Source organism: Candidatus Neomarinimicrobiota bacterium, assembly GCA_041154365.1.
GTDB classification, from domain to species: Bacteria; Fidelibacterota; Fidelibacteria; order Fidelibacterales; family Fidelibacteraceae; genus Fidelibacter; species Fidelibacter multiformis.
In genome coordinates, this window is the sequence record AP035449.1 from 2,135,924 (window position 1) to 2,149,755 (window position 13,832).

At 47.8% G+C, this 13,832-nt stretch carries 16 protein-coding genes; 6 read left to right on the forward strand and 10 right to left on the reverse strand.

Going from position 1 to position 13,832, the window contains the following annotated elements; translation table 11 throughout:
- Positions 1–61: 61 nt before the first annotated feature.
- The 3 genes from strainIA91_RS09100 (at position 62) to strainIA91_RS09110 (ending at position 1,475) form a co-directional block, all read left to right on the forward strand.
- Positions 62–379 (forward strand): hypothetical protein, encoded by a 318-nt coding sequence (locus tag strainIA91_RS09100; RefSeq protein WP_400166469.1) that lies wholly within the window; start codon positions 62–64, stop codon positions 377–379.
- 242 nt (positions 380–621) lie between these two features.
- Entirely contained in the window at positions 622–927 is a 306-nt protein-coding gene (locus tag strainIA91_RS09105) for a hypothetical protein (RefSeq protein ID WP_400166470.1), read from the forward strand.
- Positions 928–1,169: 242 nt separating this feature from the next.
- Positions 1,170–1,475, forward strand: a complete 306-nt coding sequence (locus strainIA91_RS09110; protein WP_400166470.1) for a hypothetical protein — start codon at positions 1,170–1,172, stop codon at positions 1,473–1,475.
- 102 nt (positions 1,476–1,577) lie between these two features.
- Here the strand turns inward: strainIA91_RS09110 and strainIA91_RS09115 are convergent, their stop codons facing one another.
- From strainIA91_RS09115 to strainIA91_RS09125, 3 genes are all read right to left on the reverse strand, one after another.
- Entirely contained in the window at positions 1,578–1,961 is a 384-nt protein-coding gene (locus strainIA91_RS09115; RefSeq protein WP_400166471.1) for a four helix bundle protein, read from the reverse strand.
- A gap of 84 nt (positions 1,962–2,045) precedes the next feature.
- The gene (locus strainIA91_RS09120; RefSeq protein ID WP_400166472.1) at positions 2,046–2,291 is read right to left on the reverse strand and encodes a hypothetical protein; all 246 of its coding nucleotides are present in this window, start codon (positions 2,289–2,291) and stop codon (positions 2,046–2,048) included.
- A 34-nt stretch (positions 2,292–2,325) separates the two neighbouring features.
- Positions 2,326–2,925 (reverse strand): hypothetical protein, encoded by a 600-nt coding sequence (locus strainIA91_RS09125; protein WP_400166473.1) that lies wholly within the window; start codon positions 2,923–2,925, stop codon positions 2,326–2,328.
- Between the two features lie 156 nt (positions 2,926–3,081).
- Here strainIA91_RS09125 and strainIA91_RS09130 point away from each other — a divergent pair, with 156 nt between their 5' ends.
- Positions 3,082–3,234 carry a hypothetical protein gene (locus strainIA91_RS09130; RefSeq protein ID WP_400166474.1) on the forward strand — a complete coding sequence of 51 codons (153 nt, stop codon included), beginning with the start codon at positions 3,082–3,084 and terminating at the stop codon, positions 3,232–3,234.
- A 102-nt stretch (positions 3,235–3,336) separates the two neighbouring features.
- On the opposite strand, the gene strainIA91_RS09135 is transcribed toward strainIA91_RS09130, so the two are convergent.
- From strainIA91_RS09135 to nth, 4 genes are read right to left on the reverse strand one after another with little or no spacing between them, the layout of a single operon-like run.
- Positions 3,337–3,747: a (deoxy)nucleoside triphosphate pyrophosphohydrolase gene (locus tag strainIA91_RS09135; RefSeq protein ID WP_400166475.1), complete on the reverse strand. Its 411-nt coding sequence runs from the start codon at positions 3,745–3,747 to the stop codon at positions 3,337–3,339.
- The gene (plsY, locus tag strainIA91_RS09140; RefSeq protein ID WP_400166476.1) at positions 3,744–4,379 is read right to left on the reverse strand and encodes a glycerol-3-phosphate 1-O-acyltransferase PlsY; all 636 of its coding nucleotides are present in this window, start codon (positions 4,377–4,379) and stop codon (positions 3,744–3,746) included. The genes strainIA91_RS09135 and plsY overlap by 4 nt, the downstream gene beginning before the upstream one ends.
- Positions 4,376–5,077, reverse strand: a complete 702-nt coding sequence (locus tag strainIA91_RS09145) for a DUF502 domain-containing protein (protein WP_400166477.1) — start codon at positions 5,075–5,077, stop codon at positions 4,376–4,378. Before strainIA91_RS09145 ends, plsY begins: the two co-directional genes overlap by 4 nt.
- Before the next feature lie 7 nt (positions 5,078–5,084).
- Positions 5,085–5,807, reverse strand: coding sequence for an endonuclease III (nth, locus tag strainIA91_RS09150; protein WP_400166478.1), 723 nt, complete (start codon positions 5,805–5,807; stop codon positions 5,085–5,087).
- Positions 5,808–5,875: 68 nt separating this feature from the next.
- On the opposite strand from nth, the gene strainIA91_RS09155 reads away from it, so the two are divergent.
- Complete coding sequence (locus tag strainIA91_RS09155; protein WP_400166479.1) at positions 5,876–6,589, forward strand: transglutaminase family protein; 714 nt, start codon at positions 5,876–5,878, stop codon at positions 6,587–6,589.
- Between the two features lie 192 nt (positions 6,590–6,781).
- Complete coding sequence (locus strainIA91_RS09160; RefSeq protein ID WP_400166480.1) at positions 6,782–10,228, forward strand: hypothetical protein; 3,447 nt, start codon at positions 6,782–6,784, stop codon at positions 10,226–10,228.
- A 476-nt stretch (positions 10,229–10,704) separates the two neighbouring features.
- Here the strand turns inward: strainIA91_RS09160 and strainIA91_RS09165 are convergent, their stop codons facing one another.
- The 3 genes from strainIA91_RS09165 to strainIA91_RS09175 all read right to left on the reverse strand — a co-directional run bounded on the left by strainIA91_RS09165 (position 10,705) and on the right by strainIA91_RS09175 (position 13,126).
- Complete coding sequence (locus strainIA91_RS09165; protein WP_400168254.1) at positions 10,705–10,992, reverse strand: HigA family addiction module antitoxin; 288 nt, start codon at positions 10,990–10,992, stop codon at positions 10,705–10,707.
- A 14-nt stretch (positions 10,993–11,006) separates the two neighbouring features.
- On the reverse strand, positions 11,007–11,291 hold the full coding sequence (locus tag strainIA91_RS09170) for a type II toxin-antitoxin system RelE/ParE family toxin (RefSeq protein WP_400166481.1): 285 nt from the start codon (positions 11,289–11,291) through the stop codon (positions 11,007–11,009).
- A gap of 515 nt (positions 11,292–11,806) precedes the next feature.
- Positions 11,807–13,126: an ATP-binding protein gene (locus strainIA91_RS09175; protein ID WP_400166482.1), complete on the reverse strand. Its 1,320-nt coding sequence runs from the start codon at positions 13,124–13,126 to the stop codon at positions 11,807–11,809.
- Between the last annotated feature and the right edge of the window lie 706 nt (positions 13,127–13,832).

A 13,832-nucleotide genomic window follows, 5' to 3' on the forward strand; every position in this document is an offset into this window, starting at 1 on the left:
GCGCAGCGTTCAAGGATCTCACTTCGTTCGATCTTCAATTCCGGCTATGCGGATTTAATGAGTGATTTCTTTTTTGAACACTGCGAAGCAGTGCTGGAATGCTGAGCGCAGCGAAGCAATTGAACGGCACAAAGTGCCGCTTGAATATTTAAACGCCACCTCGTGGTGTTCAAGCACCTTACTGCGTTTGATGTTCAATAGCCGCTGCGCGGCTTTCAAACCCCATTTCATGGGGTTCAAGCACCTCACTGCGTTCGGTGTTCAAACGCTGCTGCGCAGCGTTCAAGGATCTCACTTCGTTCGATCTTCAATTCCGGCTATGCGGATTTTAATGGGAGATTTCTTTTTTGAACACTGCGAAGCAGTGCTGGAATGCTGAGCGCAGCGAAGCAATTGAACGGCACAAAGTGCCGCTTGAATATTTAAACGCCACCTCGTGGTGTTCAAGCACCTTACTGCGTTTGATGTTCAATAGCCGCTGCGCGGCTTTCAAACCCCATTTCATGGGGTTCAAGCACCTCACTGCGTTCGGTGTTCAAACGCTGCTGCGCAGCGTTCAAGGATCTCACTTCGTTCGATCTTCAATTCCGGCTATGCGGATTTTAATGGGAGATTTCTTTTTTGAACACTGCGAAGCAGTGCTGGAATGCTGAGCGCAGCGAAGCAATTGAACGGCACAAAGTGCCGCTTGAATATTTAAACGCCACCTCGTGGTGTTCAAGCACCTTACTGCGTTTGATGTTCAATAGCCGCTGCGCGGCTTTCAAACCCCATTTCATGGGGTTCAAGCACCTCACTGCGTTCGGTGTTCAAACGCTGCTGCGCAGCGTTCAAGGATCTCACTTCGTTCGATCTTCAATTCCGGCTATGCGGATTTTAATGGGAGATTTCTTTTTTGAACACTGCGAAGCAGTGCTGGAATGCTGAGCGCAGCGAAGCAATTGAACGGCACAAAGTGCCGCTTGAATATTTAAACGCCACCTCGTGGTGTTCAAGCACCTTACTGCGTTTGATGTTCAATAGCCGCTGCGCGGCTTTCAAACCCCATTTCATGGGGTTCAAGCACCTCACTGCGTTCGGTGTTCAAACGCTGCTGCGCAGCGTTCAAGGATCTCACTTCGTTCGATCTTCAATTCCGGCTATGCGGATTTTAATGGGAGATTTCTTTTTTGAACACTGCGAAGCAGTGCTGGAATGCTGAGCGCAGCGAAGCAATTGAACGGCACAAAGTGCCGCTTGAATATTTAAACGCCACCTCGTGGTGTTCAAGCACCTTACTGCGTTTGATGTTCAATAGCCGCTGCGCGGCTTTCAAACCCCATTTCATGGGGTTCAAGCACCTCACTGCGTTCGGTGTTCAAACGCTGCTGCGCAGCGTTCAAGGATCTCACTTCGTTCGATCTTCAATTCCGGCTATGCGGATTTTAATGGGAGATTTCTTTTTTGAACACTGCGAAGCAGTGCTGGAATGCTGAGCGCAGCGAAGCAATTGAACGGCACAAAGTGCCGCTTGAATATTTAAACGCCACCTCGTGGTGTTCAAGCACCTTACTGCGTTTGATGTTCAATAAAGCCCATTATTTTTTGACATATTTATCGCCTTTTAATTTGCTGCGATAGATATAAGTGATAAAATTTGAAATCTTAATACTTAATGACACACACTGTTTTAGAATATTTTCATATTCTTGTTGATCAATATACTGAAAATCAAAAGCTCTATGAATCTGTGATCTTGTTTCTCCACATGAACCCTTTGCAATATACAAGAATTGAATAAATTCTTTGTTGCCTCCTCGTTCATAACCTTCCGCAATATTATCCATAATTGATCCTGATGATGATCTTATCTGATCTCTAAATCTTAAATCCTTCTTAAAAGAATTATTTTGTGTTAATTGAAAAATCTTTTGACTTAACATTCTGGCTTCTTTCCAAACCTCAATTTCTTCAAACCGCATATCCCATCCCTTAATAAATTCACCTCGAAATGATAACAACAATAAATTTAATTATCAATAGATAAATAAATTATTACTATTCCACTATATTATGATTTTCTTCATCTTGAACATCGAGCGCAGCGAGATGCTTGAATCCTTGAACGCCGAAGGCGTTTGAATGCTGAGCGCAGCGAAGCTATTGAACGCCGAAGGCGTTTGAATGCTGAGCGCAGCGAAGCTATTGAATGCCGAAGGCGTTTGAATGCTGAGCGCAGCGAAGCAATTGAACGGCACGAAGTGCCGCTTGAATTTTAAATCGCCGAAGGCGTTTGAAACTGCGCGCAGCAAAGTACCAATCCCTCACCACTCTCCACTCACAACTCTATTTTCCCATATAAATAAGCCTGACCGATAAGCCCGTGACAGGATGGTGACCTGTCGGCAGGTTGGAATCGGGATCCTGTTTCATGGTATTGAGGGCAAAATCGTGGGTGTATCCCGCTTCCAGCAGAAGGCGTTTACGAAAAGCCAGTCCGCCGACACATCCAAAACGGAGGGCTTTATCCTCCCGGACATCCTTCAAAATCCAGGTAATCCGGGGACCCAGCATGATGGAAGAAAGTTTTGATGTCCGATGATGCCATTCCCGGACGATATTGAGTTCCACACTCTGGTTTTGCTGGTAAATGTATCCGGCATTGATTTTGGTAAAGCGTGTGGCGCCGGGGATTCCTTTGGCCAGGTAAGTCATACTGAATCCGGATCCCCAAAAAGGGACCCCCACATGGAGATTCAGGTCCATTTTCGGACTCACACTCTGGTGCAGGCTGTAAACGGGAAAGAGATTCTCCCCGGAAAAGGCAAAGCTGTACGTGCGCGTGCCCGGTTCCATTTTTCCGGGATAGATGACAGGATGTCCGGCACAACCGGCCAGTCCAATCATCAGCACAAGGCTCAAAATGCTTTGCTTATATCTTTCCATACAAGATAAAGCAATTTATGCATAAGCAGATTTGAAAAAAAGTGAAAGATATCCGGAAGCTTATCCGGGTCCGGATTACGCCTTTAAACATCCGGAAAAAAAGTGACAACTTTCTGATGGGTGTGCTGTCTTATGATTGAAAAACGGAGAAGAACCATGAGAATACAACTGACATTAAGAACCATTGCTTACATTGTCCTGATCGTGATCGGCCTGTTGATGGCCAGCGCTAACGAGATGACCTGGATCTCGGCACGTTTCATCCTGGATCCGGTCCATGAGGCAAGTGCCGTCATTTTTCCTTTCTGAGAAAACCCAGGAACACGCCACAAGTCCCATCGTTATAGATGACAGTGACTTAAGTTTCACTTACCATACATCAAGGGGTCCCAATTGGGACCCCTCTCCCGTTTAGAGAGATTCTTTTTTTAAAACATGGGGATGTTTATCCATCCAGGCCAGGAATTCAAGGTCCCCGGCCAAAAGATCATAGTGACGCAAATTCTCCGGCCGGACCCATTCTATGCGTTGAAAGGCTTTATTTTGTATCCTGCCGGCAAAGGAGAGGATTTGAAAAAAATGGAGGGTGATGATTTCCCGGTGTTTGTATTGGTAGGGATAGGACACGATTTTGTTGACCCCGGTCACATGGATGGCGAGTTCTTCCGTCAGTTCGCGGATAAGGGCCTCTTCGGGTGTTTCACCTGCTTCTGCTTTTCCACCCGGGAATTCCCATTTCAAAGGATGGGGATCCCGGGGCAGACGCCGGCAAAGGAGAATTAAACCATCGGCCATAAGTATGCCTGCAGAAACATGTATCATGAAGTTTTCTTCCGCCTGAAAATCATGAGGTTTTCAAAACGTCCCTCTTCCCCCCTTATCAGATTTTTTACATTGCTCCGATGAGTCCACACGATGAAAAAAGGGATGATGATACTGAAAATCAACAACCACCGGCTGATCTCGTATCCCAGAAAATAGAGCACAATGTGAATCAGCCCGAAAAGACTCACCGCCAGCATGGAAGCCACGGAGACATAGCCGGTGAGAAGGGTGGTGAGGATAAAAACCAGGGCACATATCAGGACGATAAGCGGTGCAATGGCCAAAACCATCCCTGTGGCGGTGGCTACCCCCTTGCCGCCCCGGAATCCTCCAAAAACCGTAAATGTATGTCCCAAAATGGCACTGACACCTGCCAAAATCATGAGTCCCACCGGATCTCCACTCCCCAGCCGTGAAATCCAGTAGGCCGAGGCAAATCCCTTGAACATATCCAACAAAAGGGTCACAATCCCTGCAGCCACTCCCAACTGACGAAAGACATTTGTCGCCCCCATGTTGCCGCTTCCCAGGGTCCGGATATCCACCCCCTTCAGGATGTAACCCATGATCAGGGCCGTGGGAAAAGATCCGGCCAGATAAGACAAGACAATCACCCAAACATGATTCATGATTCATCTCCCTTCTCGTCTGGAGTCTTGAGAGAATCCGTCCCCCTGTCGGGATTCAGATCCTGGTGGACTGTCAGGCGCTTCTTTCCGGGAAAGGGCATCCTCGGTGGTGAAACCATCCCCCCGGAGATCAACATTTTCAATCCTTCTTCAATGGTCAGCCTGGTATCCACCGCATCCTCCCAGGGAATAAACACCATGTAGCCCGAGGTGGGGTTGGGGGTTGTGGGGACAAACACGTTGTACATGCGCATGCCGTCTGCCGCCAAAGACTGACCGGTGACAAAGCCGATGGTCCAGATCCCCTCGGCAGGATACTGAAGGAAAATCACCTTCTGAAATTCTTTCCGGCGGGATGAGCCGATGATTTCCACGATCTGCCGGGAAACCGTGTATAAACTCCCCAGAATGGGCAATTTGGACAGGCGCTTTTCGATGCGCTCAAACATTTTTTTTCCCAGCCAGTGGTTCACAAAGGCACCCAGGAGGAATATGATGAGAAAGGTGGCAATAAAACCGATGCCGGGAATGTAAAAGGGAAGAATTTCCCGGATATAACGGCCAAAAATATTATCGATAAAGCCAAAAATAAACTGAAAGGTAAAAATGGTAATTCCCAGGGGGATGGCCACGAGGAGGCCGGAAATAAAGGCTGTTTTGACATTCTGTCTTTTGAACAGGTTTTTCCACATGCTCATGGGATATTTACTCTCCTTCGCTGATACGTTCCGGATGTTCCGGGCACGTTTTCGGGATTTTCTCTCCTTTTTTAGAATAGGGACCGGGACAAAGGTCACACAAGCCGCAGATTTCACAGCGTGGATTCCGGGCGGTACATACGGCCCGGCCATGGTCAATAATCATATGATTCCACTTGATCCAGTGTTCCCGGGGGAGGATTTTCTGCAGATCAAATTCCACCTTTACCGGATCGGTATGCCGGGTAAAACCCAGGTGTCGGGAGATCCTTCCCACATGGGTATCCACCACAATGCCCGGCTGATGATAGGCCACTCCCAAAATCACATTGGCCGTTTTCCGTCCCACACCCGGCAGGCTGACCAGTTCCTCCAGGGTATGGGGGACTTCCCCCTTGTATTTATCTACAATCATTTGGGATGCGGCCAGAATATGTTTCGCCTTGTGGTTAAAAAAGCCGGTGGACCGGATGACGTCGATCAATTCAGGGAGGGGTGCCTGTGCCATGTCTTCGGGAGTATTCCAGCGCCTGAAAAGTTCGGGGGTGACTTTATTCACCCGTTCATCGGTACACTGGGCCGAAAGAATGGTTGCCACCATCAGCTGGAAAGCATCCACATGGAGCAGCGAACAGGCACTGGCAGGATACATGCGGTACAGGCGATGGATAATCTTTTCCGCTCTGCGCTGTTTGGATTCACGGCTTTCGGTGTCCTTCTGTAAATTCACTTTATCATCCCTTCGGTTTCGTCGTAAATTAGCAAGGATAGAAAGGAAAGCCTAAAAATTAATACACCATGAATCTTGACCTTTTACAGCATTTTCTCGAAGAAACCCCCTTGCTGAACATGCATGACGCCACCCTTTTTGCGTTGAATGAAAAGCACCGGTGGGATAAAGCCGATCCGGAAACCCGTACCCGGCAGATCTATGAATTTGTCCGGGATACCATCGCCTACGGGTTTCCCAAAAAACCCTTTCAACCGGCATCGGAAGTTTTATCCGCCGGGTATGGGATGAGTGTTTCCAAAAGCATCCTCCTGATGGCCCTGCTGCGGTATGTTCACATGCCCTGCCGATTTCACGGCTTCCTCATCAAAAAAGAGTTCCTCCGGGGCATTCCCGAAGATTCGGTCTATAAAAAAATCCCCCCTCTGCTGGTCCACGCCTGGGTGGAAGTCCTCCTGGATGACCGCTGGATTATCCTGGAAGGTGCCACCCTTCCCAAGGCCTTCATCGAAAAACAGGCAGCGAAAATTCCCTTCGGGACCGGTGAATTCAACGGATTGGGACTGGGTGTCCACGAACTGGATAACCTTTTGTACGAATGGACGGGGAAACATACCTATATCCAGCGGAATGCCATCCTGCGGGATTATTCTGTCTTCAACGCCCCGGATCACTATCAGATGGTTTTCGGAAACGAACTGAAAAAAATCCGGACCTATTATCCCGGAAAACGGCTGATCAAAAAGCTGAACAAACACCTGAATGCCCTCCACCCGGCGTAACACATCCTCACAGACCTCCCCCATCCCCGGAAAAACATTCCTGTTGACCTTCCTTCAGGGCCTGAGTATCTTACCATGCAGGCAGTCGTAGAAGAGAGGAGAACCGATGATTATAGGAACGACTGTTAAGCAGACACGGCAGACCACCCGGTCTTTTTTTATCAGACACATCAAAACAAAGGGACACTTTATATGGATTTAAAGCGCGCTTTAGGCATTGACCCGGACGGAGGGATTCAGCTGAATCATTCCGAACGACTGATCCAATACATCAATTTAAAACTGGCAGCCCTGGGGGAACCGGTCTTCGGAACCCTTCACGATAAGGAGTTCATTGAGCTGGCCCGGGATCTCATCTACAATCACCAGGAGAAAAACCGCCTTCTGTCCAATTACCTGTGTCCGGCGGATCAGCGTATTCAGAATTTCATCAACAACTATTTCAGCGACACCGATGAGGAGTGTTCCGTCCGGATCCCGTCAGACACCTTTATCCTGGATCATCACGGCATTGCCCGCATGTTGTCCATCCCGCCCGATGAAAATGAATATCACAACGGGCCGGTGTCGTCCTACCGGATCGAGCAGGGAATCCTCCATAATCCCAGGCACGACCGGCGGACCACCAAGGGAGTTTTTCATGTAAGCGAAGGAGGCCTGCCCATCCCCGATGATAAAAAGGCGGTGCCTAAAGAGACCTTCCGGCGCATTTTAAAGAAGGCCCTGGATGTTCCCAAAGAGATCATGGAGCTGCCCTTTACTGCCTCCCAGGATGAAAAGGCCTACGTGTGGACCTCCCTCCTGCTCCGGCCCACCGTGGTTCCGAAAGTCCCGGGATATAATGCCCGGAAAAGCATGGAAATCCGGTTTTTCGCCCCGGGTTGTCTGGTAAGCAACCTGGATTTTGTGGAATCCATTTTTGGAAATGCCGGAGACCCCTACCTTCCCCAGAATGATGCCGCGTTGGATATTGACCACTGGACGGGACACACAGGCTGTGTGATCCTGGCACCCCATCTGAACAGTCTGACCAAAAAGGAGATGGGACTTCCACCGGTGGATAAAGCCACCAAGCGGCAAAAGCGGGACGGCATGTGCTGGGAAAAGGAGGATGAACTCTACAACGACGGCCAGCCCTTTAAAATTACAGCCCGGACCGATGAAGGGGTGATTTTGACCATCATTTCGGATAATTACTTCGGATATTCCAAAAAAGAGGTCAAAACCCAGATCAGTTTTTCAGCCAACCTGTATGGGAATTCGGAGGAGGAACACGCCGGCGGGGCCCTGGTTTTTCCCACCTATGACCTGGGGGATGAATTCCGGGACGACAACCTGATTCCCCATAACGGGCTGACATTCAGCGAGATGGCATCCATGTACAAGGAGATTATGGAGGAAAAACCGGAAGGATACGCCGTCGATAAAACCTATCCCGAAATCAAGTATGTCCCGGAGGATATTCAGATCAACCTGAAAGAACAGGCCATCCGCTGGAAGAAAGGGAAAAAGCCCCAGACATTAAAACTCCTTCCGGATCATATCTACCTGATGCCGTCGGGTTACCAGATCCGGATGATCAAACAGCAGGATGCCCCCTTTTGGCAGTTGATCGGCACGGTGGCGGAAGGGACCTTCATCCACAAGCCCTGTACCGTCTCCGGCGGCGGCAAATCGGAAATATCCAAATCCATCGCCAATTCCATCATCTACGGTCCCTTTTTCGTGGCAGATGTCCGGAAAGATTTCAAATTGCTGGATGAAATCATCAAAAAGGATTATTCCACCCGTTTCAAGGATCCCAAGCGCAAAGATGACCGGCCATTTCTGGATCCGGAGCGCTCCATGGGATCGGTCATCAAGCTGCTGACACCCTCGGGAAAATACACGGATGAGTACAACAAATGGCTGCGCTCTATCCCCATGTACGTAAAGGGACTGGTTTTCATCGTCAAACGCTTTTATAAACAGGAATGGGGGGATAACTGGCGCGAACATTTTACGGTGGACAGTGTGAACGGCAAACCGGGGAATGAGCTCCGGCTCCGGAACCACCGCCTGTATGCCGCCTATCTGCGGGTGGGATTTGAAAAGGACGGAAGCTGGCGGACCTACAAGCTGCGGCAGGATTTTGTAGGGGCCCATAAATTGCAGATGGAGGATGATATCAGCGCCTCGACGGTGGTCCCTGCCCGGGAGTTGAATTACCTGAACCCGGATTACGACAATCCCAGCGTGAAAATCACGGAAAACTGCGAATTCCGCTTTTTCCAGCGGCCGGACGAGGCGATCAACCGGGGGTACGACAAGCAGGCCGAGGCGGATCTGGCCAAACCCAATACCTTTATTTCCAATTTCCAGCCCCTTACGCCTGAAGATGCCCGGGAAATCATGGATAATGCCATCCTTTTTGACAAATACACCGAACCCATGAAAAAAATCATCCGAAAAGCAGCCCGGAATCCGGAAGGAACCTATTTTGTGAGTTCCTCCCATCCCCGGATTGTGAATGGAAAACCGGGCAAGAATGTCCGCTATCTGCAGGACCGGCCCGATATTCTGAATCCCCGGGAACGTTACCTGGCCCAGATGGGGATCCGCCTGTACCGGAAGATTCCGGCAGATTCACCGGTCTATTTCCCTGTGAATACGGTCCTCCCCGGCCGGCGGAACAATCCTCCGGAACCGGGCATCCGGCCCCTGGCGGTGTATAATCCCATCCATTACCAGGAGCTGCCGGAACTCTTTATGGATTTCATCTGCAGCCTGACGGGGAAATCCCCCTCCACCACAGGTGCCGGTTCGGAAGGCGCCCTGACCAAAGCCCCCTTCAATGCCCTGGTCCCTACGTCGGATTTGAACAATGCCCTGGTTTCCTTTATTCTCACGGGATACGACGGATTTACCACGGCGGCAGGATATGTGGGACCCAAATACCGGGTGGATCACGATATCAGTCTGCTGGTCCCGGAAATCTGGTGCCGCCTGAAGGTGAAGGAGCGGGATCCGGAATACCTGAAAAGCAACGGATACCTGGAGAAAATCCGGGATTTCAAACACAAGGGCAAAATGGTTTATGCCAGCCGGCTGGGATACCGGATTACGGAAAAATTCGTTCAGGACTTTTTCGGGCGGGTGTTTGAAGACCCCCATACCGTTTTCAACGAAGAGATGCTGAAACCCGAGCTCCAGAGTATGGATGATTATGTGGATGGTATATTGAACATCACGGAATCCCAGGAGCGGGTGGCCAAATCGTACTTCAACGACGGAAGCGTGGCCGCTGCGTGTCCGCCCCTCAAGGCTTTGCTGGATATCATGGTCTACGGAAACCACCAGGGCAAAACCCTGGACGATCCGGAGATCCGGAAGATGTTCACCGAAGAGTACCTGCTGAACAGCGAGTGGTACCGGGAACGGCTGATGAACAAACAACTGACGGACATCGCCCACTGGCAGCAGCACATCAGTTATCTGAAACATTTCCTTAAGAAAACCAATTACACGGATGAAGCCGACCGCCTGGGCATCCGGGAGCGCCTGGACCGGGCCACCGAAATGCTGGAGCGTGTAAAATCGCCCTTTTACCTGAAGCGCCTGAAAGGGACGTTGGGGGCGGATATGATTTTTAAGGAATGAAGAATGATGAATGATGAATGATGAATTGAATGATAAATGATGAATTGAATGATGAATGATGAATGATGAGTTGGCAGTCGAAAGTCCAAAGTCGAAAGTCGAAAGTCGATAGTCAGTAGCGAGGGACGAGGTACGAGGAGCGAGGGGTGAGGGGCGAGCCCCGTGAAATACGCTTCGCTGATTTCACAGGGTAGGGACAAAGAAGGCTGGGGATTGGTGATTAGGAACTAGGGACTGGATAAAAAGGTTAAGGTTGCATCTCGATACAATCCGCCCATATGAATGGGCGGATCACTCGATGACCGAGGTTGAGGTTTAGCTTGGTTGGGGGCATCAATTGATCTACGTGACCCAATTCATCCCGTGAAATTCCCAATCTTGATTGGGAGCCCTATTTCACGGGATTCATCATTCAATCATTCCGGGCTCTGCGGGAGGATAAGCTCAAACTCAGAATATTCCTTTCAAACAATTTTTCATCCAATTGATTTAATTTGCCTGAAGATTTCATGTTTCTTTTTTTTGGCTTCTTCAAGGTCATAATCGGCTTGTAAGCCAAGCCAGAATTTAGCAGAGTTTCCGAAATATGCACTGAAGCGCAGGGCTGTATCGGCGGTGATACTGCGGAACCCTTTTAATATTTGTGAAATCCGGGTCTGGGGAATTTTTGTCTCTTTTGCACAGCGATACGCAGAGATATTCAGGGGTTTTAAAAACTCCTCCTTCAGAATTTCTCCGGGGTGAATATTTGAAAGTTTTTCCATCATCCTGACCTCCCTCATGTATGATAGTCTATAATCTCCACATCACATACCTGATGATCAGCCCATCTGAACACAATTCTCCATTGATCATTTATTCTGATACTGTAAGCATTTTTCCGATTCCCTTTCAGTTTTTCAAGTCTGTTCGAAGGGGGAATTCTTATATCATTCAAAGAATGAGAGTTGTTCAGCATCCTCAGTTTTCGTCTGCCGATGTGTTGTATCTCATCAGGTATTTTTTTTACACGTTCTCCTCTCCAAATTTTTTCAGTCTCTTTTGAAGCGAAGGATACAATCATATTAACGTTCTGCGTTACTAACGCTAAAGGTAATTAATAGTTTCAAAAAATGCCAGTCGAAAGTCGAAAGTCGAAAGTCGTTAGTCGGCAGCCTGCCCTGTGGAATGAGCGAAGCGTATTTCACAGGGTCGAAAGTCGAAAGTCAGTGACGCGTGACGCGTGACGAGTAACAAGTGGTTTTTGTGGAATAATTATTGTTTATTGTGATATTTATTAGTATAAATTAGTTAAGTGTATAAAACGGGGATTTGTTTTGAAATCGCACAAGGATTTGGATGTTTGGAAAAGAAGTGAGGAAGTGACGAGGGGGTAGGGATTAGGCATTGGTGACTAGTGACTAGGTTTGGTTCCGTGCGTCGATTAACCACTCAACCAAATTCATCATTCAGCAATTCAATTCATCCCGTGAAATTCCCAATCTTGATTGGGAGCCCTATTTCACGGGATCATAATTCATAATTCTTAATTCAATTCATAATTCTTAATTAAATTCATAATTCTTAATTCTTCATTCATCATTCATTTATCAATCTCCTCGTCAAATAAACAGGCAAATAATATCTTTTTCCGGCAATGTGTACATTTCGACTGCTCAGGATAATACTTTTTTCCGGATGATAGCGTTCTTCAAAAACTTTCAGACTTTTTGCTTTTGTATTGATTCCTGATTTCACTTCAACAGGGATAATTCCCTGTAAGGTATGGAGAAGAAACTCAATTTCGGAGGTTCTTCCTTCCCAGCAGAAAAGTTCTTTTATTCCCATAGAAACAAGTTCCTGCGCGACAAAATTTTCGGCGATATAGCCTTTATACCGTCCGAATTCCATATTATAAAGGACTGCCGGAGACAGACGGTTCATGGCACCCAGGAGTCCCACGTCGAACAGATACAGTTTGAACCGGTTTTCCGCCATCTGTCCAGACAGAGGTCTTTCCGCGGTATGAATAATAGATGTCTTCAGAATCAGTCCCGCTTTTTCAAGCCAGTTCATGGGAGCGGACAGTTGTTCATACCCTCTGAATCCGGGTATGGCATCTTTAAATTTAAATTTTGGTGCGGATCCGTCCTGTGTTCTTGCAAGTTGAGCAGGGACATTTCGCCACAATCTTTCAATATGCATGGCATTGATTTCACCGCTGTGTTTGGCGATATCTGCCATATAGGTATCCAGCAGATCATGTTGAACGTCCCGCACCTTTTGAAAAGCAAGGTACAAATTATCCTGAAATTGTCTGTATGTATCCACAACTTCCGGGAGTCCGCCTGTAATCAGATAGTGTTTCCACAGTTCCCATACTCTGTTGTGGAGCCATTCAGGCAGGGGTTCGGTCCGTGAATGATTTTTTAAGTAATTCAGAAGTTGTTCATTTCCACTCCCCAGAAGAAACTCCTCAAAGTTCATTGGACAGAGGTCCAAAAAGGTGACTTTTCCAACGGGGAAAGACTCTCCGCTCAGTCCCACCCCCAACAGGGAACCGGCGGCACAAACAGCCATTTGGGGCATTTTTTCATAAAAATACTTCAGACTTGTAAGGGCATTGGGAGCGTGTTGAATCTCGTCAAAAATGAGTAAATCTGTTTCAGGATGAATCAGTCCATCCAAAAAGAGTTGAATTTCATTCAGGATTCTGGCAGGATTCAGGTCTTTATCAAATATTTTCGTTGCCGTTGGATATTCTTCAAAATTCAGGACATGAACATTTGGAAACTCTTTTTGACCAAATTCTTTCAGGAGATATGTTTTTCCCACCTGTCGCGCCCCCCGTAGGATGAGAGGTTTTCTTTCTGTTTTATTTTTCCATTGAATAAGATTTGATAAACGACTTCGAAGCATCCCGCACCTCATGATTTTTGTCAAGGAATAATACGTGTATTATCACAATTTTTGCAAGGAATATTTTGCGTTTGTTGGTATTTTATGCAAGGAATGTGGGGCAGTCGAAAGTCGAAAGTTGAAAGTCGAAAGTCGAAAGTCCAAAGTCGTTAGTCAACAGTCGGCAGCCTGCCCTGTGGAATGAGCGAAGCGTATTTCACAGGGTCGAAAGTCGAAAGTCGTTAGTCGTTAGTCGGCAGCCCGCCCCGTGAAATGAGCGAAGCGTATTTCACAGGGGATTGGGGAAGTGACGCGTGACGAGGAACAAGGGGGGTGCGTGTGTCTATTGATGGTTATATTTTTGGCAGAGGGCTGGCACGAGCACGGTTACTGAGTGTAGTCGAAGTATGCTCGTGCCCTACGTTCTTTTCCAGGTTAACCTAAAACAAAATGTAGGGAACAGGCATGCCTGTTCCAGTCTTTGTGTACGTATCGAGATGCCGGACATCGAGTAGAACGCCGCCAGGCGATTGAATGATTATGTAAACATGCATTGGCATTGCAAGATTACATAAAATATCCCCGAAAACGGGGATAAGAAAGCGACTGGTTTCGAGAGCTTATGCTCTCTGACAGAGAAGCTTGGCAACTCATACCAGACGCAATGATTTAAAGTGTAAAACAATATAATAATACTAATCTATAAATTCAGCCACTTTTTTAAGAC

Excerpts from the sequence above, each read along its gene's own strand:
- strainIA91_RS09130 (WP_400166474.1), top strand. The coding sequence starts at position 3,082 with ATGAGAATACAACTGACATTAAGAACCATTGCTTACATTGTCCTGATC.
- strainIA91_RS09165 (WP_400168254.1), bottom strand. The coding sequence starts at position 10,992 with ATGGAAAAACTTTCAAATATTCACCCCGGAGAAATTCTGAAGGAGGAG.
- plsY (WP_400166476.1), bottom strand. The coding sequence starts at position 4,379 with ATGAATCATGTTTGGGTGATTGTCTTGTCTTATCTGGCCGGATCTTTT.
- strainIA91_RS09115 (WP_400166471.1), bottom strand. The coding sequence starts at position 1,961 with ATGCGGTTTGAAGAAATTGAGGTTTGGAAAGAAGCCAGAATGTTAAGT.
- strainIA91_RS09135 (WP_400166475.1), bottom strand. The coding sequence starts at position 3,747 with ATGATACATGTTTCTGCAGGCATACTTATGGCCGATGGTTTAATTCTC.
- strainIA91_RS09175 (WP_400166482.1), bottom strand. The coding sequence starts at position 13,126 with ATGCTTCGAAGTCGTTTATCAAATCTTATTCAATGGAAAAATAAAACA.
- strainIA91_RS09125 (WP_400166473.1), bottom strand. The coding sequence starts at position 2,925 with ATGGAAAGATATAAGCAAAGCATTTTGAGCCTTGTGCTGATGATTGGA.
- strainIA91_RS09155 (WP_400166479.1), top strand. The coding sequence starts at position 5,876 with ATGAATCTTGACCTTTTACAGCATTTTCTCGAAGAAACCCCCTTGCTG.
- strainIA91_RS09145 (WP_400166477.1), bottom strand. The coding sequence starts at position 5,077 with ATGAGCATGTGGAAAAACCTGTTCAAAAGACAGAATGTCAAAACAGCC.
- strainIA91_RS09170 (WP_400166481.1), bottom strand. The coding sequence starts at position 11,291 with ATGATTGTATCCTTCGCTTCAAAAGAGACTGAAAAAATTTGGAGAGGA.
- strainIA91_RS09160 (WP_400166480.1), top strand. The coding sequence starts at position 6,782 with ATGGATTTAAAGCGCGCTTTAGGCATTGACCCGGACGGAGGGATTCAG.